This is a genomic window from Hyphomicrobiales bacterium (assembly GCA_017642935.1).
GTDB lineage: Bacteria > Pseudomonadota > Alphaproteobacteria > Rhizobiales > MH13 > MH13.
Genome location: JAEPOK010000001.1, coordinates 726,569 through 747,880, shown reverse-complemented (window position 1 = coordinate 747,880; position 21,312 = coordinate 726,569). Strand labels below are relative to the sequence as shown.

The 21,312-nt window shown below is 54.6% G+C and carries 16 protein-coding genes; 8 read left to right on the top strand and 8 right to left on the bottom strand.

Features of this window, described 5'->3' with window-relative positions:
- Both JJ917_03530 and JJ917_03525 read right to left on the bottom strand, forming a co-directional pair.
- Positions 1 to 942 carry an ABC transporter permease gene (locus JJ917_03530; GenBank protein MBO6697881.1) on the bottom strand — a complete coding sequence of 314 codons (942 nt, stop codon included), beginning with the start codon at positions 940 to 942 and terminating at the stop codon, positions 1 to 3.
- 113 nt (positions 943 to 1,055) lie between these two features.
- Entirely contained in the window at positions 1,056 to 2,639 is a 1,584-nt protein-coding gene (locus tag JJ917_03525; protein ID MBO6697880.1) for an ABC transporter substrate-binding protein, read from the bottom strand.
- A gap of 245 nt (positions 2,640 to 2,884) precedes the next feature.
- Here JJ917_03525 and JJ917_03520 point away from each other — a divergent pair, with 245 nt between their 5' ends.
- Positions 2,885 to 3,880, top strand: coding sequence for a LacI family DNA-binding transcriptional regulator (locus tag JJ917_03520; protein ID MBO6697879.1), 996 nt, complete (start codon positions 2,885 to 2,887; stop codon positions 3,878 to 3,880).
- A gap of 167 nt (positions 3,881 to 4,047) precedes the next feature.
- On the opposite strand, the gene JJ917_03515 is transcribed toward JJ917_03520, so the two are convergent.
- Complete coding sequence (locus JJ917_03515; GenBank protein MBO6697878.1) at positions 4,048 to 4,518, bottom strand: Lrp/AsnC ligand binding domain-containing protein; 471 nt, start codon at positions 4,516 to 4,518, stop codon at positions 4,048 to 4,050.
- Between the two features lie 117 nt (positions 4,519 to 4,635).
- On the opposite strand from JJ917_03515, the gene putA reads away from it, so the two are divergent.
- The 4 genes from putA (at position 4,636) to JJ917_03495 (ending at position 9,606) form a co-directional block, all read left to right on the top strand.
- Complete coding sequence (gene putA / locus JJ917_03510; protein MBO6697877.1) at positions 4,636 to 8,094, top strand: bifunctional proline dehydrogenase/L-glutamate gamma-semialdehyde dehydrogenase PutA; 3,459 nt, start codon at positions 4,636 to 4,638, stop codon at positions 8,092 to 8,094.
- A 75-nt stretch (positions 8,095 to 8,169) separates the two neighbouring features.
- A complete protein-coding gene (locus tag JJ917_03505; protein ID MBO6697876.1) occupies positions 8,170 to 8,340 on the top strand; it encodes an FAD-binding oxidoreductase in 171 nt (56 codons plus the stop codon).
- A gap of 8 nt (positions 8,341 to 8,348) precedes the next feature.
- Positions 8,349 to 8,645, top strand: coding sequence for a hypothetical protein (locus JJ917_03500; protein MBO6697875.1), 297 nt, complete (start codon positions 8,349 to 8,351; stop codon positions 8,643 to 8,645).
- Positions 8,646 to 8,847: 202 nt separating this feature from the next.
- Complete coding sequence (locus JJ917_03495) at positions 8,848 to 9,606, top strand: hypothetical protein (protein ID MBO6697874.1); 759 nt, start codon at positions 8,848 to 8,850, stop codon at positions 9,604 to 9,606.
- A 37-nt stretch (positions 9,607 to 9,643) separates the two neighbouring features.
- On the opposite strand, the gene JJ917_03490 is transcribed toward JJ917_03495, so the two are convergent.
- The 3 genes from JJ917_03490 to JJ917_03480 all read right to left on the bottom strand — a co-directional run bounded on the left by JJ917_03490 (position 9,644) and on the right by JJ917_03480 (position 15,283).
- Entirely contained in the window at positions 9,644 to 10,306 is a 663-nt protein-coding gene (locus tag JJ917_03490) for a hypothetical protein (GenBank protein MBO6697873.1), read from the bottom strand.
- A complete protein-coding gene (locus JJ917_03485; GenBank protein MBO6697872.1) occupies positions 10,306 to 11,031 on the bottom strand; it encodes an N-acetylmuramoyl-L-alanine amidase in 726 nt (241 codons plus the stop codon). The genes JJ917_03490 and JJ917_03485 overlap by 1 nt, the downstream gene beginning before the upstream one ends.
- 253 nt (positions 11,032 to 11,284) lie before the next feature.
- On the bottom strand, positions 11,285 to 15,283 hold the full coding sequence (locus JJ917_03480) for a hypothetical protein (GenBank protein MBO6697871.1): 3,999 nt from the start codon (positions 15,281 to 15,283) through the stop codon (positions 11,285 to 11,287).
- 557 nt (positions 15,284 to 15,840) lie between these two features.
- Between JJ917_03480 and JJ917_03475 the strand changes: the two genes are divergently transcribed.
- Together JJ917_03475 and JJ917_03470 are read left to right on the top strand one after the other, a co-directional pair.
- A complete protein-coding gene (locus JJ917_03475) occupies positions 15,841 to 17,238 on the top strand; it encodes an integrase family protein (protein MBO6697870.1) in 1,398 nt (465 codons plus the stop codon).
- 117 nt (positions 17,239 to 17,355) lie between these two features.
- Complete coding sequence (locus tag JJ917_03470) at positions 17,356 to 17,751, top strand: hypothetical protein (GenBank protein MBO6697869.1); 396 nt, start codon at positions 17,356 to 17,358, stop codon at positions 17,749 to 17,751.
- Between the two features lie 42 nt (positions 17,752 to 17,793).
- On the opposite strand, the gene JJ917_03465 is transcribed toward JJ917_03470, so the two are convergent.
- On the bottom strand, positions 17,794 to 18,609 hold the full coding sequence (locus tag JJ917_03465) for a hypothetical protein (GenBank protein ID MBO6697868.1): 816 nt from the start codon (positions 18,607 to 18,609) through the stop codon (positions 17,794 to 17,796).
- Positions 18,610 to 18,637: 28 nt separating this feature from the next.
- Here JJ917_03465 and JJ917_03460 point away from each other — a divergent pair, with 28 nt between their 5' ends.
- Positions 18,638 to 20,356 carry a hypothetical protein gene (locus tag JJ917_03460; protein ID MBO6697867.1) on the top strand — a complete coding sequence of 573 codons (1,719 nt, stop codon included), beginning with the start codon at positions 18,638 to 18,640 and terminating at the stop codon, positions 20,354 to 20,356.
- Between the two features lie 701 nt (positions 20,357 to 21,057).
- Here JJ917_03460 and JJ917_03455 read toward each other — a convergent pair.
- Positions 21,058 to 21,285, bottom strand: coding sequence for a hypothetical protein (locus tag JJ917_03455; protein ID MBO6697866.1), 228 nt, complete (start codon positions 21,283 to 21,285; stop codon positions 21,058 to 21,060).
- Positions 21,286 to 21,312 lie beyond the last annotated feature (27 nt).

Below are 21,312 nucleotides of genomic sequence, written 5' to 3'. Positions count from 1 at the left end.
CTATCCCCTCACCCGAGGGTCGAAAAGCCCGTAGCTCATATCGACCAGCAGATTGACGCCGATCAGCATCAGCGAGAAGAACAGAATGACCCCTTGCACGACGGGATAGTCACGCCGTGTAATCGCATCCACTGTTAGCCGTCCAATACCGGGAATATTGAAGACCGACTCGGTGACCACCACGCCGCCGATCAGCGTGGCGAAACCAATGCCGATCACCGTGACCACCGGCACGCCTGCGTTCTTCAGCGCGTGCGTGATAAGAATACGCGCGGTGCCCATACCTTTGGCACGCGCCGTGCGGATATAGTTTTCGTTGAGAGCCTCGAGCATCGCTGCGCGGGTAACGCGTGCAATGAGCGCAGCAAATACCAACGCAAGCGCGATCGATGGCAGCGTAACGGAGTGCAGGCTTGCCAGAATACCATCTGATAAGGACTTGTACCCCTGGACGGGGAACCATCGTCGTTCCACCGCAAAGAAGTAGACGAGCATATAGCCGATAACGAAGACCGGAACTGAGAAGCCGATCACCGCAAAGCCCATGATTGCACGGTCAAGCAAGGTGTTGGCTTTCCAAGCAGCAATCACACCCAGCGGCACCGCAATGGCAACGGTGAGAATGAGCGTCACAATGCTCAGGACAAATGTCGGTTCAATACGCTGAGCGATCAGGCGTGTGACCGGTTGGCGCGAATAGATGGACTCGCCAAGATCAAGCTGCACAGCGTTGACGGCCCAGATACCGAACTGCTCGTGTAGTGGGCGATCAAGCTCCAGACGTTCCCGAATCTGCTCCACCTGCTGCGGCGTTGCATTGTCGCCGGCCAGGAGCACGGCCGGGTCGCCAGGGGCCAGGTGAACCAAGGAAAAGATGAAAACGGCAACCAGCGCCGTGATCGGAATGGCGGCAAGCAGGCGTCCAGCGATGTAAAGCAACATGGAAGGTTCTCACCGCATGGCACGACAGGCAAAAAGCTTGCCGCGGGATGGCGTAGTGGCTGTCCCGGCCAGTAAGGGGCTGGCCGGGACAAAAATCATTGAGCGGGTATGGTTTAGTTTGCCCGGCGAACGTTCCAGAAGAAAGGGACCGGGCTTTCCAGGAAACCTTCAAGGTTGGTGGCGATGCCCTGAGACGGGAAAACCTGACCAAGTGGCACATAGCTCACCAGATCATGGGTCAGCACCTGCATCTCCTCAGCCAGAGCGGCTTTCTCCGCATCGCTCTGGGCGACCGCAAAGTCCTCCCGCAGTCTTTGCAATTCTGGAGAACAGGCCCAGCCGAACCAGGCATCATCGCAAGCGCCCGACACATAGACATTGGTCATCGGGTTGATCTGATCAATGTAGCCCCATCCGGTGAAGAAGAGGTTCCAACCGCCTTCATCAACCGGCGCCTTGCTGGCACGACGCGTAGCAACCGTGGCCCAATCACTGATCTGCTCTTCGACGACAAAGCCTGCCTCTTCCAACATGGGCTTAAGCACCGAGTAGTAAACATCGTGCGTGGCAATGTCGGTCACATGCATCAAGAGAACCGGCGTACCGTCATAGCCGCCGCGCTCCAGTAGAGCAGCGGCTTCTTCCAGATTGCGCTCCAGCACGCGCTCGGTGTTGGCATCCGACGCGTAAGGTCCATTGCAAAAAAACACGGCCGCACACTCAAGAAAGCGCTCGGTGTTGTTACCAAAGGCGGCCTGCAGGAACGGGGTCTGTTCAAGGGCCAATTGCAGCGCATGACGAATATCAGGATTGTCGAATGGTGGATTGAGATGGTTGACCACCAGCTGCATGGAGTTGCCGGACTGGCGGGCGGCAATGGGCATGGCATCATTCTGACCATCAAAGAAAGCAAGCATGTCGGCTGGCACCTCTTCTACCCAGTCGATCTCGCCAGCAATGAGCGCGTCGATGGCCGTGGCAGTATCGGGAATGTGGATCAGCTCAACCCGATCAAAATGGGCAATCTTGCCACCAGCAGCCATGCTGGCAGGCTCTGAGCGCGGCACATAATCATCAAACCGCTCGAACACCGCGATGCTACCAGGGACCCACTCATCCATCACAATGCGATATGGGCCGGAGCCGATCGGCTCGCTCACCGCTTCGCTGGCTGGCGTCGCTGCCAATCGGGCCGGCATGATCACAGGTACGTTGGAGGATATCTTCGCGAGCGCATCGAGCACTAGGCCCCAAGGTTCAGCCATCTGAATGACGAACGTGTCATCATCACTGGCGGTGATGGTGTCCATCTTTGAAAAGAGAATGCGGCCAAGACCATCGACTTCCGCCCAGCGTTCCAGCGATGCAACAGCATCTGCTGCCGTCACAGGTGATCCGTCGTGGAACATCAAACCGTCACGCAGCGTGATGGTGTAGGTCATCCCATCGTCGGACAGCTCGTAACCCCCGGCCATCTGCGGCTGAACCGCGTAGTCAGCATCCAGCGCAAACAGGGTGTCATAGATCAAATAGGAGGCGTTACGAATCGTGAAGTTCGTGGTTGCGATCGGATCCATCACATTGATGTCGCCGTTCATTCGCAGGCGCAGGGTTTCCTGTGCAGCCGCGGCCATCGTGCTTGCGGCCAGCAGCGTGGCCGCCAACCCTGGCACGATAATGTATCTGAGTGATCGCATGGTCATTGTCTCCCGGTTATGACACAACGCAAATCGTTACGTTGTTCTGGTTCGCTAACTTCAAGAACGCCTATTTTTGTTGGCATATTGTTTACGCGTAACGATACGTTTCTAGCAGAGGTTGCGGTTGATGCAAGAGCGCAGTGGCACTAAAAGCAACACCGTAACCCTATTGCGTGAATTGCAACTGGGGCGCGTGCATGGGATGAGCATGCCGCCTGGCAGGAGCTGATCGATTGGCAACAATGAAGGACGTAGCGCGGTTGGCCGATGTATCGGTGACAACCGTGTCAGCAACCCTTTCTGGCGCAGCGCCGGTGAGCGAAACGCTGCAGAAACGGGTTTGGGACGCAATTTCCGAGGCCGGCTACCAGCCCGATCTCATCGCACGAAATCTGCGCAAGGGAACCTCAACAACCGTCGGCCTGGTCGTGCCCGATATTGCCGTGCCATGGGCGGCGCATCTGGCGCGCGCCATGCAGCAGGCTTTGTCAGACCGCGGCTACCATATGCTGTTTGCAAGCAGCGGTGATGATCCCGAACGGGAATTTCGGGAGATTGCCCTGATGATGGCGCACAAGGTGGCTGGCCTTATCATCGCGCCCACCAGCCTTGGCGAGGGTTATGCGGATCGTTTTGTGAAGACCGTGCGCGGTCCGGTGGTCCTTGTGGACCGAGTTCTACCGGGCACGGGCTTCGATACGGTGACCGATGATAATGTTTACGGCGCTCAACTCGTCACACGCTATTTGTTGCGACTTGGCCATAAACAGATTGCCTTTCTCGCCGGACGCCCGACGATTTCGGCATCCTACGAACGTTACGATGCGTTCCGGTCGGTGCTATCCAGTGATGGCGTGGAGCCTCGTGAAGAGCTGATGCAGCAATCGATTTTTAAACGCAAACAAGCCTACTCGGCGGTCCAGCAGCTTATGTCTCTGCCGGCCCCGCCGACCGCGATTATCTGTCTGACCATTGCCCAGCTGAAAGGCACCATGGAGGGATTGAAGAATATGGGGCTTCGGGTGCCCGATGATGTTTCAGTCATCTGTTTTGACGGGCATCACCCGGCCGAAGGATGGACGCCATCGATAACGGCGCTGTCACCTGATATTGCCGCACACAGCCAGCAGACGGCAAAACTGTTGCTCTCTCAATTTGCAGGCAACGAACCCAGGGGCGAGGTCATCCGGATCAAACCGCTGCTCCAGATCCGCGAATCTTGCCGCGCCATCGGCTAGTCAGACGTACGCAGGCGCTTCTCAACGGCGAGGCCGCGCAACCGGTGTCGCAAGGACAAACCTCAAACGGCGTAGACCAATGGTGGTCTAGGCCTTACCGACGCGCTCATCCAACTTGCTTCCGTCCGCTGATCAACGGACCCGGGTCGATGGCGCGCGATCCGGGTTCAGAGCTGCAACCCGCCCAGCTCAAGGACGCTTTCCATAGACACGAAGGTTGATGTGGATGCAAGGTGCGGCAGCTGCGAGATCTGCTCACCCAAAACTCGTCTATAGGCGGCGATATCCGTGGTTCTGACTTTGAGCAGATAATCGAATCCGCCGGCAATCATGTGGCAGGATTCCACCTCGGGGATGAGGCGCACTGCGTCGTTGAAGTCGGACAAAGCCTGCTGCCGCGTATCGGAGAGCTTCACCTCCAAAAAGGCGACATGCTCAAGCCCAAGTTTGCTTGCCGAGAGCTCAGCCCGATAGCCCGTAATCACACCAAGCGACTCCAGCCGCCTCACGCGAGCCGTGACCGGGGTTTTGGAGAGACCAACTTCCAAGCCGAGTGCTGTCATCGAAATCCGCCCATCGGCCGCCAACGCGCCCAGGATTCGATGGTCAATTTCGTCCAAGCGCTCATTTTTCAGCATCAAGAATCGTCTTCTTTTCAGTCATACTTTGGGCTTTTTGCCCTTCATTGGTCAGCCTACAGTCGAAACGGCTCTTCGTAAAATGGTAGAAAGCGCGCAACCTGAGTGAGCGTGTCAATGATCGACATCAACCAAGCCTGGGACGAGAACAAGCGGCGTAGCGAAGCCGACGTTCTTGGCGACCTTGAACGAACTGCGCAGCTGGAACCGGGCTCGCGGGCCGCAATCGTCACAAGAGCTACGTCCTTGGTGGAGCAAATCCGCGAGGCATCCAGACCCGGCCTCATGGAAACCTTTCTGGCCGAGTACGGCCTATCCACCAGCGAAGGCGTCGCCCTAATGTGTCTTGCCGAGGCACTTCTGCGTGTGCCGGATCCCAAGACAATCGACGCGCTGATTGAGGACAAGATCGCGCCATCCAACTGGTCTGACCATCTGGGTCAGTCCAGCTCACCGCTTGTCAACGCTTCGACATGGGGGCTGTTGCTGACAGGGCGTGTGTTGGATGACGCAGAACCGGGCGTGGCCGGGACGCTGCGCTCCATGGTGCGCCGCCTCGGCGAACCGGTCATCCGTACCGCCGTTGCTGCTGCCATCAAACAGATGGGTCGGCAATTTGTCCTTGGCGAAGACATAGGCGCTGCAATGCAGCGTGCACGCGGAATGGAGGCAAACGGTTACACCTATTCCTACGACATGCTGGGCGAAGGAGCGATCACGGCCGCCGACGCGCAACGCTATGCCCGCGCCTACCGCGATGCCATCGCTCACATCAGCGCCGCATGCAAAGGCCCGGACATCACGATCAACCCAGGAATTTCGGTCAAACTGTCCGCCCTTCATCCGCGCTACGAGGTGGCACAAACCGACCGCGTGATGACTGAACTGGTGCCGGTATTGACCGGGCTAGCACGGCAGGCTGCCGACGCCGGAATGGGGCTTAACATCGATGCCGAAGAGGCCAACCGCCTGGCTCTATCGTTAAAGGTCGTAGAGGCCACGCTTGCGGATCCGAGGCTTGCCGGGTGGAGCGGCTTCGGTGTGGTCGTTCAGGCCTACGGGCAGCGCGCCGGCGGCGTAATCGACGAACTCCACCGGATGGCTGAAACGCATGACCGGCGGATCATGGTTCGGCTGGTCAAAGGCGCCTACTGGGACATGGAAATCAAACATGCGCAGGTTCAGGGCCTGGACGGCTTTCCAGTCTTTACGCGAAAGGCTGCGAGCGATGTCAGCTATATCGGACTGGCGCAAAAGCTCTTGCGGTTGACCGACCGCATCTACCCGCAATTCGCGACACACAACGCCCATTCCGTGGCCGCGGTTTTGGAGATGGCCGAAGACCTGCCGCGCGAAGCGTTCGAATTTCAGCGGCTGCATGGCATGGGCGAGGCGCTGCATGATCTTGTCCTTGCCGACAAGGGAACGCGATGCCGGATCTACGCGCCAGTCGGCGCCCATCGTGATCTCCTCGCTTACCTGGTGCGGCGCCTGCTCGAAAACGGCGCCAACTCCTCCTTCGTCAACCAGATCGTCGATAAATCCGTTCCTGCATCAGTCGTGGCGGCCTGTCCTTTTGAGCAGTTGGCGACAGATATGTCCTCAGGCGGGTCCACTGTCACGACAGGGCCGGAGCTGTTCGCACCTGATCGCCGCAATGCAGCCGGTTTCGATCTAAGTGATGTCAACGAACTCTCCCGTATCGATGCAGCGCGTCAGCGCCCGGCCGGCCTAACGGTCGGCCCGATCATCGCTGGGACACCCATCGGCGGCATATCTGAAGCCATTGCCGACCCAAGCTCCGGTGAAATCATTGGCTCAACAGAGTTAGCATCCGCCGACGATGTGGCAACCGCTCTGTCAGCCGCAAGCCCTTGGACAGCCCCACCCTCCGACCGCGCCACTGTGCTGCGCCGCGCCGCGGATATGTTTGAGGCAGAATTCGGAGAGGCTTTTGCGTTGCTCGCGGCAGAAGCGGGCAAGACACTTGGTGATGCTGTCGCAGAACTTCGCGAGGCGGTGGATTTTCTGCGCTACTATGCGCGTGAGGCCGAGACGCTCGAAACGCCGGCCCGGGGTGTCTTCACCTGCATCAGCCCCTGGAATTTCCCGCTTGCGATCTTCAGTGGCCAGGTCGCAGCGGCACTGGCTGCGGGCAACGCCGTGCTTGCCAAGCCCGCCGAAACGACGCCCGCAATTGCCGCCTGGGCCGTCCAAAAGCTTCATCAGGCGGGTGTGCCGCACGCGGCCCTTCAGTTCCTGCCAGGAACGGGAAGCCAGATCGGTACCGCCTTGACCTCCGACCCGCGGGTGGGCGGCGTGGCCTTCACCGGCTCAACGGCAACGGCGCGCCGCATCCAGTCGGCCATGGCCACCGGCTGCGCGCCGGGCACGCCCCTAATTGCCGAAACCGGCGGGCTCAATGCGATGATTGTCGACAGCACGGCCCTGCCCGAACAGGCCGTTCGCGACATCATCGTCTCCGCGTTCCAGTCGGCCGGTCAGCGCTGTTCGGCGCTGCGCTGCCTCTATCTTCAAGAGGATATCGCCGCGCCCTTCCTGGAGCGCCTAGCTGGGGCAATGGACGAACTGGTTCTTGGTAACCCGTGGGACATCGCAACCGATATCGGGCCCATTATCTCAGAGACGGCCGCAGTTAGGATCAACGCCTATATCGACGCCGCTGCGCGTGACGGTCGGCTGATCCATCGACGTGAGGCACCTAATTTGGGGTCTTTCGTCGGGCCGGCCCTCATCAGCGTGTCCGGCATTGACGACTTGGAAGAGGAGGTCTTTGGACCTGTCCTCCATGTCGCGACCTTCAAGGCCGATGAGATTGACCGTGTCATCGCGGCCATCAACGCGACCGGCTATGGTTTGACCTTCGGCCTGCACACAAGGATCGACGACCGTGTGCAGACCATCGCCGACGCAGTTGATGCCGGCAACATCTACGCCAATCGCAATCAGATTGGCGCAATCGTCGGCAGCCAGCCTTTTGGCGGCGAAGGTCTATCGGGGACCGGGCCGAAGGCCGGTGGACCACATTATCTGACCCGTTTCACCGCCTCACCCGCCCCGCAAATTTCGGCGGACTGGGCGACACCGACGGACATTGGCGCTCTCAAAAAGGCATTGCGTGCATTGGATACCCGGTCGGTCCTCAGTCAAACGCAAATCCTTCCAGGACCAACAGGCGAGCTCAACAGGTTGACCACCCTGCCCCGAGCCCCGCTCATGTGTGCAGGCCCCGGCCCCGAGGCTGTTGCCCTGCAATGTGCTGCCACAGTGGCACTTGGAGGCCAAGCCGTTTGCATCAATGGCGTGCTTGACCCGATGGATTTGCATGATCTGCCGCCCTTTGGCGGGTTGATCTGGTGGGGAGAAGAGACTGCCGCGCGTGCTTACGCAGAAGCGCTTTCCCAACGCCAAGGACCGATCATCCCGCTCATCACGGGGCATCCGGATAAGGCGCATGCCTGTCTGGAGCGCCATCTTTGCGTCGATACGACGGCCGCTGGCGGCAATGCCGCGCTCCTCGCTGGAGAGCGTAGCAACCCACGCCGGGTTGCCTGATGCAAACGCAGATAGGATGAGCTGTCGATCGACCACGCTCAGTGATTTAGCGCTGGCGACAAAGGCGCGATCGCGTTGAACAGCCCCGTCTCCATCGCTGTCATCGGCTCGGGCATCGTTGGACTGAGCGTGGCCTTCTTTTTGAGGAGAGACGGTCACGACGTAACGCTCTCCGCCTTCTACGACGGGATCGGCATCGCGTCCCACCAATCCATGGTGGAACGGCCCGCCTCAGCTTGCCGCTGAACTCAACCATGCCATTTCCGGTTTTTGCGGCCCAAGGTGGCGGTCGGATTCACTGCTGTGCGGCGGCGCCGATGATACCGAGACAATGCCTCGTTTTCCAAAAGCTGTTGTTGATACCGTCCGCGCAAGTGGCAGGGGCAGCAGGGTTCGAACCCGCGACCTACGGTTTTGGAGACCGTGATATCTTAGTGCAAAATATTGTTTTTATTTGTTTTTTGGCAATGTATAGCATTGTTGTGCAAGTTTTTGTGCAAAGCTTTGTGGTCGTTTCTACGCTTCTGATTGCTCAATTCCACGCGCTATGAGCCAGTCTCACGGACAATAGGGTTATCAGCAAACCAGATTTGGGCGTAGCAACGAGAGTGAGTGCTCAGCAATGCCTGGCGAGTCACTAAGACTTTCGTGATATCCGATGGAGCAACGAAATTTTTCAAAATTGACAATTTAAAACAGACAACCTTCATGCAATCATCAACTCAGACGTATTGACGGATGATGGAGAAATTCATGATGCGCTTTGTGGTAGTTTTTCTTTGCCTCACTATGCTTGGCTGCCAATCTGCGAGCATCAACCTTTCGCACGTCAAAACTGACCGAGGTTTTTTAAACACCGGCCTGTTGGGTGTGGGCGATCTGTATCTGTTGGACACACGCGATGACTCTTTGAGTATCCTTGCGAATTTGGGACCTGAATTTCAGCGGTTCGTTGTTAACGATAACTCGTTTGACCGAATTCGCGCCAGTAGTATTCGTGGGATCACAGTGGAAGGCAGCCTGTCCGCCGCTGTTCAAGCTCAGGTAGAGTTGGAGGTCGCTGGTCAAGCGTTCATCGAGTTGAACAATGGACGCAGAGAAACCATTACCGACACACACGACGCACTAAGTTCAGCAATCAACCGGCGAGAGGCGCGCGGTGTAGATCTTGGGACTCGCTGGTTCCTTGATGCAGCAGCAGAAGAAAACTCACCGTTTAGACTTGTATTGGTAGCCGGTGCGATCACGGCAGATTCGACCCTGGTAGGGTATCGCAATGCTCTGTCCTCCGGAGCGACCATTTCGGTTCCAGTTCCGGGACGGCGGGGCGGATCGGTAAATGTCGAAATCGTTGGGGCGTCGACCGAAGATTGGCAGGGTCAAAACCTACCAGTCCTATTGGATATTCGGATCTACACCGTGTTTTTAAACGACCAGAGAAACTATGATTACCAGGCCGACATATCATACCGACCAACTGAACGCTTAACAGACGCTTTTCGCAGCCTGTAGTTGCGAAGTGTCTCAATCTCCATGCGCGGGTCGCATACTAAGGTTCAGTTGCCCAGCCCATACCGACCAGAAGGTTTCTTTCGCGGTTAGCAAGAATCGCAGCACCTGCTCGATCATAGTCAGTGTTGCCCATCATCTGGGCCAATCTGGTGCCAGAACGGTAATTATCCAGCAGATACCCAAGCGGTACGGTTTTGGATCGGTAAGTGCCTACTTCGAAATACCCATGGATCACGCCGGCTAAAATTAAAGCTTGCATTCTCCGGTCATTTTTCGAGAACTCTTGTTCAAACAGAGCTCTATATAGATGCAAAAACTCGATCACCTTGAACGCTTTGTTCTTGATCGATGCGCAGTACGAAAAAAAATAATAGAGATTGGTATCCACAGACATAGGCTGGTGCCAGCTTGGAGCACTATCAACCCAGAAATCAATGTTCTTTGGTAGCGGAAGGACCCCGTGCTCGCCCAGAGAGTGAATATGGGTTGTATCAACATAACCACCAGGCGTCAGTCCAGCTTCTGCATTGAAGATAGCACAGACGTCTTCAAGAGTGATTTCAATAACTGGTTTGTTGGTTTGTTGCGCAGTCTCTCGATTTATCCGATTAATTAGGTTTAGCAAAATCGCTTTGTTAAACGATATAAAGTCATGCTTCCGCAAGCCATCTTGCTCCCAATCAAAGTTCGGTGGTGCCATCAGTTCGCACCAATGCGGTGCCATTCAAATGCTGGACCGATATCTCGCTTCCCCGTACTACGATAATTCACGTGGCTTGAGATACCTCGAAATTTGGCTGCTTCTTCCGATCTTGCGAATGGCTCAAACCGCGTCGAAAGGTTCAGGAATCGACGTGGAATATCGTATTTATCGCATAAGGCATCCAGGAGAGCATTTAAGCTTTTGTATTGTAAGGCAGTAAATGCAGCATAATACTCATACCCGCGATAGGCAGAACGTAATTTTGTGTAATAATTTGTTTCTGTCGCGCGGCAGTACTCATTTCCCCAATACGTGAACATCAAGTCACCAGATTTTTCAATGTGTCCAACCGAGTTCAACTCAATGCCAATCAATGCCTTTGAGCCACGCGTGTTTCCGCCTATTGCGCCACGTCCCAAATGATATGACCAATAGTCAGGGTCGAATAGCTGCACGATTTTTCCGCTCTGCCCGATCAAGAATGGTACGCTCACTTTATAATCGTGGCGGGTAAGATACGAAATATCGCCCCCCAAATAGCCTTCAGTGTAATGAAGGCAAATCCCCGTTTTCCTTGTGCGAGATTTATAGAAAAAACCAGAGTGCTCATTGTCGTCGAAGTGAAGCACCGGGAGGCCTTGAAATTCTCCATCACGGATACGTCCTTTGCGACGATGCCAGGCTAAATCACGCTCCTCGCGAGCTACCAATTCACTTGCCATTACCATTTTCACTTACCCGCATTGATGCCAAGGCCTACACTATCAGTGCATCTTTAGCACGGCGTTCTCAAGTATCCAAAGCGATGAGTTCAATTTGGGCAAGCACACCCCGTACAGCCTGGAGGATATAACCTCGGTCAAATTAACTTGAGGTTGCGCTTGGTCATTCAAATAGCCTTCTATAGTGGGAATTGTTGACGCGAATCTAGCAACCTCTTGCTCAGTTTTACGAATACCGGTTTGGCTAAAGCTCTCAAATAGGCTGAGACACGTCGAGTACAAACAGTTGGGTTTTGGCGTTCAAAGGTCGAGGCGACTGACTCTGCAACATTGTCATCAAATCAGCAGCTGAATTCGGCCTACCGATCGTTCGAATTCCAGGCGGGTTCCTGCCAGCAACATCGCCAAACCAAACCACCGCATAAATTCCCCGCCCATCACTTCGGTAATTGCGCGCGTAATTGTCCTCCAACTGCTCACAGGCAGCATTCCAAAGATTGGGATGCCACTGACCTTTGATTTCAATCGGAAGGTCCAATTCGCCAATAGTGCACAAGAGATCACAGCGTCGCCGGTCAGGCATCGTCCCCTCGCTATGCACCCTGACACCGTATGGGAGCAGGTAGGGTTCGAGGTGTTCGGCCAGGCGATCACGGCAATAGTTCTCGTCGTGTGGTTGATTGTCATTCCAGAAGGGCTGAACACTATTGAACGTACCGTCGCGAACTCGCTCCTGTGCTGACACGAGCTCCGACATCACGAGGCTTTGAAGGTCGTCAATGGTCTGTGGTGGACCAGCAAGGAGTACTGGGCGTATGCTTTGAAGCGTGTTGGCACGCCAAGCCGCATCTGCCAGCGAACGCGTGTGTTCCGCCAAAACATGGCGCGCATTGTCGATGTGGTTCCCAAGCATGCCGCCATCGACAATCTGCTCAAGAGCTGAGTGAGCCGCATCGGTCAGATGTGAGCCCAGTTCGTTGATGCAGCCAGCGATATACTGAGCTTGCTCATAAGGGTGCGTGCCCGCCCATCCGCCTCGAGGAAGTTCAGTTATCTGATATGCTGCAGCATAGTGGGTAATGACAAAGGTGAGTTGGCCGACGGATCGCTTCAGTTTCGTCTGTTCACCACTGTTTGCTCCCCAGCTCAGGTCCCGCAACGCATGAAGTGTTGCCTGGTCTTGCTGTGCGAACGATTCCAAATCTGATCGAAAACGCTCAAAATCAACCGCGAATGCTGCAGCCATCCACCGACGTTTGTGCTCGTCCGACGGAAAATCGTCGTTTTCCAGCTTTCTTGCGACAAGATCGGAAAGTGCAGTTTTGTCACAAACTGACAGTGCGGTTTCCAGTAGCTGTTTGAGTGGCTGGTCCGATACTCTCTCGCTGTTTTCCAACCACTCCAATGTCAAGGACTCGGCATGCTTGGTGAAACGCTGATCACTAGCCAACTCATGCAAGCCTGACACATGTTGCTCAGAGGCAAAGAGCGCGGGCTCGATTGAATCGCGAAGGAACTGCTCTGTCTCCTGATCATCTTGAAGCAGGAGGTCCTCGAGCTGCTCCTGCAGTGCTTCAATTGCCTTGTCGTCATGAGAATACAGCCCCCAACTGCAAGCCGCTAAAGCACACCACAAGGCAGAAGGCGGGAGGTCTTCTAGAGCATGACCGCTCGCTTGATGGGCAGCGCACGCGGCAAGGATAATCCGTTCCAGGAAGTAAGTTTTCTGTTCTTGGACCGAGAGCTCAGCCATTTCACGCGGGCTTGGTAAGTCCTCGCGTTGACAGGCCGCCAGTAGTCCATCGCGTGCCATTTGTAGGTTCGTATCACCGACCAACCAGGCAACACGCTCCGCTGGGTCTTCAATCTCGCGTACTTCGCCAAAGAGGCCAAGGTAAGCCTGCGCGATTTGATGCAAATTGTGCAGGTGGCTTCCATCACGAACAGAATCTGCGACGTCTGCGAATTTCTTCCGACGAAGCTCATCCCGCCGACGCTGTTTTGCTTCCTCAACGCGTTGACGTTTTTCTTCTTCGATTTCCCAGGCTGGCCGTGGACGATTTTCAATTTCATCTAAGACGGCGTTCAACTCGGGCCGCAGGGTGGCGAGTTCGCGAGCACGCATCCAGGAATCGCCAGCGAAACCTGACGAGCCTGCCGCCCAATGAGCCAACTCTCGCCATTGTTCTATCAAGTTCTCAGAATCTGAATTCCTCGAACACAGCTTCGCCATGTGGTAGACAACGTCATCTTCGTTGGGCGTCAGTCCCGAGGCTACATCGCGAAGTCGAAACAATGCAGCGCGAGTGCCGTCTTCACCAGCGTTGACCAAAACCAACTCTTGGATCGCCCGCCGCAATTCAGGCCTTTCGCTGAAGTACTCGATTGAGAACTCGTCGAACTTCTTTGCCTGATAGCCAAAGCGGCTCGTGTTACATACCCACCCCCAAAACTGGGAAGCTGTTGGCTCACTGCTTTTCGAGAGCAGAACTATAACAGCGGCTTGAACACGGTCTTCGACGCGTTGCTGATAGTCGGTGCGGCTGTGTGGGTCGGATGGCAATTCCGCTGAGATCGCTTGTATGGCCGTCTGTAGCTGGTCAACACGCAGAACTGGCCACAATCGAAAGTCTATTCCTAATATCGTACGCCCATCCTCACGCGCATTTAGGCGGTCATTGTTCAGAACAACTTCTGCAACCTTGTCACCGGAGAAATCATCTGGATGGCGGATAATGATTTCCACAGCCAACCGTGCGGAATCGAGCGTATCGTTGGAAGACAAGCTGCTTGATAGGGCCACCCAGTCTTCCGGTTCTCCGCTTTCCTCTAACGCTTCAAGTGCTCTGGACCGCACTGAAAAGACCATCGCATCGTTGAGTACGACTCGTCTGAGGTCTTCGCGAACTGAAGCTGCGAGTGCCACGCCCTTAAGAGACTGAAGCACTACCGATGACAATCCGAATGGGACGTCGGGTGAACTGATCAATTGGACGACTTCATCCCGAACAGCATGTCGTACAAGCCCGGCCGCCACTGGCGCATCCCAATCCTCACCTCGGAAGTAAGGATCAATGGCGGCCAAATCCTGGAGTTGCTCAATCAGGACCCTGATCTGTACATCCGAGAACTGACTAACGTCACCGTAGCGCAGGCAACCATAGGGGTCATGGCTTGAGAGTTTGTTTGTGCGAGATCGGTGCAGCGTCGCCATCCAAGCATGTAGACCTCGTAGGGAAGTTGGTACGGTTCCTTCAACATAGATGGCCGATTCCAGGCGTCTGTAGGAAAGACTCCCGGCTTGTTGTGCTGACACCAGCCAGCGTGCAGCGAGATACTCAGCCACTGTGCGGTGCATGGGCTCGACTTTGTCGTTTCCCACCGAACGAAACAGCAGCGTAGATGCGGCTGACCTAATGCTTTCAATTGAGAAAGAACCACCGGCAAAGGTAGCGGTAGGCAGAAATTGGTCGTCACTGTTCTGGTTGTCGAGGTCTATTCCCCTCACACCGCCGAGTAGTAATTGAGCACACACAAAACCGGCAATGCTAAGCAACTCCTGGCTATCAGGCACGGTCGGCGATTGTGAGCGATGATACCTGTTGCGCTCTTGAACGAAGTCCACGCAAGCGCGCTCATAAATCTCGGTTCTCGTGCTTGGCCAGCCGTCAGCACCGATCGCCGCGATCAACAAGCGCAGCGATTGGGGGTTGCGCGCCAGCTCAATGGCGTGGCGGTTATGTGCCTCTTTTACAAACTCATCGCCAGAAGAAGAAAACGTCCCCAAACCTTCAACCACTGACGCAACTTCGTTGTCATTGAGAGGTTGAAGATGGCCAATGACGGGCTTCCTGCCTGTCCAAGCCACAATCGCCCGCTCTTTTTGAACTGCGGCCAAATCTGCCGCTCGGCAAGTAATGACAAAAGCCTCTATGCCTTGAGAATGAAGTCGTTCCAGTGCCAACTCGATGGGTTGATGAGCCGAGCTCGCAGGCACTTCATCAAAGCCATCGATAACGGTATAAGAACCTGTGGCTAACTGAGGGAGCGGAACACTGGACGCCACACGATAGGCTTCAAGAAGGACGCCTTGCCGCAATGTACATATCGCGCTCGCAGTATCCGACTTGCCTGAGCCCGGCTCGCCAACCAGTATAAGGGGGCCGTCGAGCGCAGCAAACTCGATGTCGGAAATTTCACGCCAGTTGTCAGCATCATCGCTGACCCGAATTCTACGGGAAACATAACTCACAAACCGACGATAACATCTCATTCGACGTATTTGAACAACATCTTACGATGTGTTTCTCATGCGCCGCCTATCATTCCTATAATTTATCAACATTCAAACGGAAGCGTTTGATTGAGTGCTCAATTGCAACCTTTCGCTTCAAGTCACAGGACAGCCCAACAATTCAAACTCGTCGACCGTTTCATCCATCCCTCCGGCTCAGCCAGCCGACAGCTGTGCTTAGCTGTTCCCAAGCCCAAGCGACCGGTGGCGCAGCGGGTCAAGGCCAGCAACGTTCTACCCTCCTCAAAAAACACAAAAACCGCCTTGAGGCGGAGAGCAGGCGATCGCACAGTTCGGATTTACATGAGATTTACATGAAAGCGATGAGGTGATGTGTTTCTATCATAGGTTATTGTTTTAAATGGTGGACCTGAACGGAGTCGAACCGATGACCTCCTGCGTGCAAATCGCATCGTGGAACAGATTTTAAACCAGGCTGACCACGGTAACATACTGAATTCATTGCGAATAGTTCGCACTAAGTACATTTTTAAGTTGCGCAATTACTGCAATAAATGTATATTTTCTTTAAAGGAGATTTACATGAAGTGCCTAAATTATATTTGAACGATACTTTTGTAGGAAGCGCGATTTGCCCAGCGGGCAAAGATCAAGAACTGTTTTGGGACAGCCCACTCTCACTGGACGGCAAAGTTCGAGGCGGAGCTATCCCGGGTTTGGGACTGCGGGTAACCGTACAAGGCCACAAATGCTTTGTTCATTCGTTTGAATGGGGCGGCAAACGTCGTCGCATCAAACTCGGTGACCCGGCCAACATGAATGTCGCGTCCGCCCGCTTGCTGGTGAGCCAGCGGAAGGCGCAGTTGACGAACGGCGAGAATCCCGACCTCAAATCTCTGGGGTACTCAGATGACAAGCCACTGACTTTAAGCCGCATCATCGACCAGTTTTGGGTAGCGAATAGTGGCGGCTGGTCCGAATCTCACCGCTATAGCATGGCATCGCTGTTGTGCCGTCGACTGCGTCGCTCAAGGGTGTCGGCTCGCAAAGCTTGCCGCCATGCAAGCTACCGCGACCTCGACTCCGTTCTTGGAGACTATGTTGCAACCAAAATCAAACCCGCCGATATCAGTAGTTACCTCTCCCAGTTTACTGGAGCAGCGACACACAACCGAGCTTATTCGTCGGCCAAGTCCCTCTTCAATTGGGCCATCCGCATGCAGTTGGTCGACATGCGCAACCCGTGCGACCCGCTGAGCTTACGCAAAAGCATCAGGCAGCGACGGGACTACAGCTCCACTGAAATCCAAGCCATCGCGCGGCATATCTTCCAGCCCCAATTCGACCCGCTCCCCGCTGTCATTGGCACTGGCACCGAGAAACGCCTCACAGCCTTGGCACATGGCCGCGAACTGGTGAGCCAGAAACAGATGCAGGAGCTTTGCCACTTCATGGGCATTCTGTTTCTGACGATGGCCCGGCCCAAAGAGCTACGCGAAGCCGAATTCAGCCACTTCGACCTAGAGCGGCTGATTTGGCACAAGCACAACACCAAAGGCATCAAGCTCTCTCGGCAACCTTATGAGTATGCCTTTCGCTCTATCCCCATCCATCGACGGGTCGCGGACATCGTCAGAGCGCAACGACAGCTCTATCCCGGCTCACGTTTCGTGTTTCCTTCGCAAACCGATGCCACGCAACCGCGTGACAATTTCAAGCGGCAGTTGGCCAAATTCAAACAGCTGGACGGGGTGCCAGAGCACTTCCAATTGTATGACCTTAAACGTATTGCGATTTCGCTGATGCTGGTTGGCCAGGGGGTCCGTCGCGAGGATGTCTCGCACTACGTCGATCATCGCGGAAACCTTGCCACCACCATGATTTACGACCTGGGATTTGTTGATCCCATGCGTCCAGTGACTGACCGTCTGGGCGAGCTGCTAGGCGTCTAAAGTTCTTGACCGTTCGCACGGAACGCCACAGGATTCTAACATCTGGAGACCTTATGCCTCCAATGCAGCACCGTTCCGGTGCTTTTTTTATGCCGAAACCCAATGAAAGCCCGAACCATGAAAGCACAACCCGCGCTCATTCTTGCGCCTGACCAACTTGAAGACCTGCTCGCCCAAACTGCCAAGCAAGCCGCCGACCAAGCGGTGGCCGCCTTGCGTGAAGACCTGGCCCGCGATCCGCGCGAACAGCTCGTTCACGACCTCCGCGCATACATTCTCGATCACACCACTGAACCCAACCCGGAAAGCCGTTGGGCCAATGGTCATCACATCCGCCAAATCGAGCTAAACGGGCGTGGCCGCCCGAAGTCTTTGGCGTGGTTTCAGAAGTTCAAGCAGGATTCAGGGCTCGCAAAGTGCCCACACCGCTCAAGCCCGCAGCATGGGCGGCTGCAGGAATGGACGTTCCGCGACATCGCGTTAGCTTGGCATGGCTATTACGCGTTTCGGTAGTCTGGTGGTTTGGCCAAATCAAGACGCAGACATGAATGAATGCTACTCCTGCGGGCCAAACACATAATCCACATCAACAATTGGTCGATGGGCTGATGCTAGGATAGTGCAGTTTTCATCGCGCCCGGTGGACGCCACTTCAACAATGAAAGCTGGATTGCCGATGTAATAGCCGTAGTAGATGATACGCTCACCGTCCGGATATTTGTTCACAACCTCGGGCCGCCATTCCAAGAATTCAAACAAATCTTCCAGCTCTGGTCCAACCGTCGAAGCGTGCTCAAGGTAAAGCGGAGAGGTGCAATCCGGAGTATAGTCCATCAAATCTGCATGGAAGTTCGTAAGTAGGATGCTCGCCATTACGTCCGCCTTGGCTGAAGGTGTTGCTGGCATGCCTGGACCTTCGTCAAAATCTCCGTTTTCGAACCCATCAAAGTTTAGAGTGAATAGGACTAGGGCTGATGCTCCACCACTAGGATTCCAATGCGTTCCAGATCGACGCGCGTTCTCTGTGTAAGGAATGAATTGATCTTCACGAACCGCATCGCCCAAAAATGGCGCGACCTTGACTATTTCTTGGCCTTCAAAATCGAGGCGTATCCCCGCGTCTGTCAAAAAATCATAGAACACGATGAAGTTCTCAAATTGAACGAGCAAGCTGCGTTGAAAGAAGCGAGACCAGTCACGCCCCATCACGCGTTCTACCTCTTTCGGCAGGCCAAAGTGACTGGTGGTCGCTTGCTGGGCAGCCTCAAGGCGCCAGTTTTGCGCTGCAACCACTCTTTCTTCTGCCGGAGTCAATGAATCCGAACAGCCAGCCACCACAATTGCAATCAATAGGATGAATGTGTAACGCATGTTGCACATTAGTCAGAACGAGACGCCAATGTTGGTCAAGCAAAAAACGCGAAGCCACATCGCACAAGCTGCGTTGATCGTGACTTTTTTGATAAGCCTCATATCAGTCAGCTTCGCTGAAGAAAGCAGCGTCTCCGAAGAACTCGAAATACCACTGTTCATACTTGATGCTGCATCCGAGCACGGGCAAACCTTTGCGAGCAATACACCAGTTGGGCGAGCGGCACGCTTCGTGGGTGAGGCCCAAACAATTGTGGGAACCTCAGCACGAATTAAAGATGGCATTCCAGTACTCGAAACTGTAGTTGATGCCAGCTCATCCACCTTGCTTGGCACCGTAGGTTACCGTGTATGTGGACTTGCAGCCGCTACCGCGTTGTGTGTCCCTGCCAACGGAGCAACGCCATTAGGCTATGCGGCCTGCGTCGGAGCTGTGAGCACTGCCTGTTTATATGGCGGCCAAGAGCTCGGTAGTGATTTTGCCGACCAAGTTTCACCTAAGATCAGATCAGCATATGAGGGGGCGGTAGAGCTCATCGAGGCTATCCACGAGACAGCTCGTGCGCAGGCGCATACGGCATGGGTTAACCGTGAAATAGAAGCGGTAAAGCAGCACGCAATCGCCAGTCTAGCCGGCTCTGGCGTTTCCGAGGACGAGTTAGAGATATTTCCGATCAACCTATCGCCCCAAGACAATCTGCATAATGAATACATGGTTTTTACCGACTCCGCTCTGTTCTGCGGATCAGCAGGTTGTCCAATCAATCTGTACCAGTTAGGGCATCGGGCTTTTGAGCCAAAGCTAATCCTAGCAACTGGCGGTTTTACTGTAAGCATCGCTAATGAGTTTGTAGGCGGCCAGACACTCGTCCCGATTATCATTCATGGGCGGCTGGGGCGAACGACTTACTACTACAACGGTTCCGAATACGAGATGGGGCAAACCGAAGAATGGTCTCAAGGTCAGTGGGGGGACTGGTTATTCAATGTCGCGGGTTTTCCGTTCGCCTCAGCAAACTATGCAGATGAATGGATTCACATATCCTTCTCCTTGTATTGCAGAGATGACGGCCTGATCAGATTGTCGACGGCTAGTTTCGCAGGAGGAGCGTATACCGGAGATCGTGTATTTTTGGCCTTTCCTGAAAACGAAATTTCCTGGCGAGCGGATCTTGAGCCACCTGTAGCCGCTCCAGATGAGCTCGATGGTAGAATGCTAAATTCTGTCACGACGGTCCCAACAGCATTTCTAGAAGCGTTAGAGGCGGAACGTTCTGTCCTCATCCACTCTGCTCTTTATCGTGGTTCGATACCATTGAACGGTTCCGCCGATGCAATTGGACGGCTCAGAGGGGTTTGCAATGATTTGAAGAACCGAAATGAGCCTACCGCTGATCGAGAAATCATTGCGGAGGCACAGAATCTTCAAGGAATAGAGGCCGTAGTAGGGGAGTGGATTGCTGAACGACCCAACACCACAATGGACACTTTTGGCACACCCAGTCGACAAATCTTGTTTACTCGCGATGGTCGATTTGGGCTTGTTGTCAGAAGTACTGGAGTTATTGGTCGCCACCTAACCGCTAACAATCCAATTGTTTGGGGCACTTATGAGGTTTCCGGGAACACCCTGATTATGACCACCCCGGGTTCGGGTGCCTTTTCGCCTCCCGAAGTGCGTCGCGGCAGATTTCAAAGGGAAGGTACCGACCTCGTTCTAGATGGCATGCGGTTTCGTCCCCTTTAATAGACCTGGCGAAGACGTCACAACACATTAACGACATCTATATGTCTCATATAACTCGGCCTCACCTAATTCTCCGTCTGCCCTTCTACTCATATTCAAAACAGCTGATATCATTACGAGCGATCATGTGACGACATGCGATAATCGAATCTGGCCCTCTGCCTTGTTTGACGAAAAATAGTAAAACGTAACTTGAATCTGACACCATGCTCTCGTGAAGGCTCGTGGAAACAAGCTCATAACCATCATTGATCAGAGAGTACGGTGAAACATCGGGTACAAAGCGCGTTTGGGCACCGGAATTGGCTGGATAAAACATCAGTGCGAATAACAGTGCGATTGCCGATTTCTGAACCATTTTTGTGCCACTCCCTCATGTGCTTCGGCGAATGGCAAAGTTACTGCAACAGATAGTGAAAATCCATCGCCGATGCACAACTCCAGGCAAACCCTCCTACGCAGTTGGCCGAGCGCAATTGGGATTGGAGGTCGATAAAGAAGGGGTGGTTGGGCCGCTGGCAACTTAGGTTTTTCTAGCGGTTCCAATTGCAATCATCTCATACTCCCCGTACCCACGAGCCTCCGGCATCGTTAGGTGGTAGGTGACGCCGGCGACTGCATTGCCGCTTTTCTTTTTTGCAGCCTGCCGGTTGCAACTGACTGGTCTCACCAGGCGGCGGGCAAGTAAATTGCTTCGGTCTTCAGTACGGCAATAGGTTTCGACCAAAAATCTGTGCCATCAGATCATCAAATGCCTGATCAATTGCGCCAGATTGCTGAATGAAAAACGCTAACGCCACGCCGATCACAACCAAGAGAATCATCGGCAGATTTGCTGATCGCTTTGGCTGGTTGGCGCGGAACTCCTGAGGCGGCAATGGTGGCGGAGTGTTGCTTGAATCGTCACGTTTGAGAGGGTCGTTGGACATCGATTTGGCTCTTGGTTCTTAGATGAG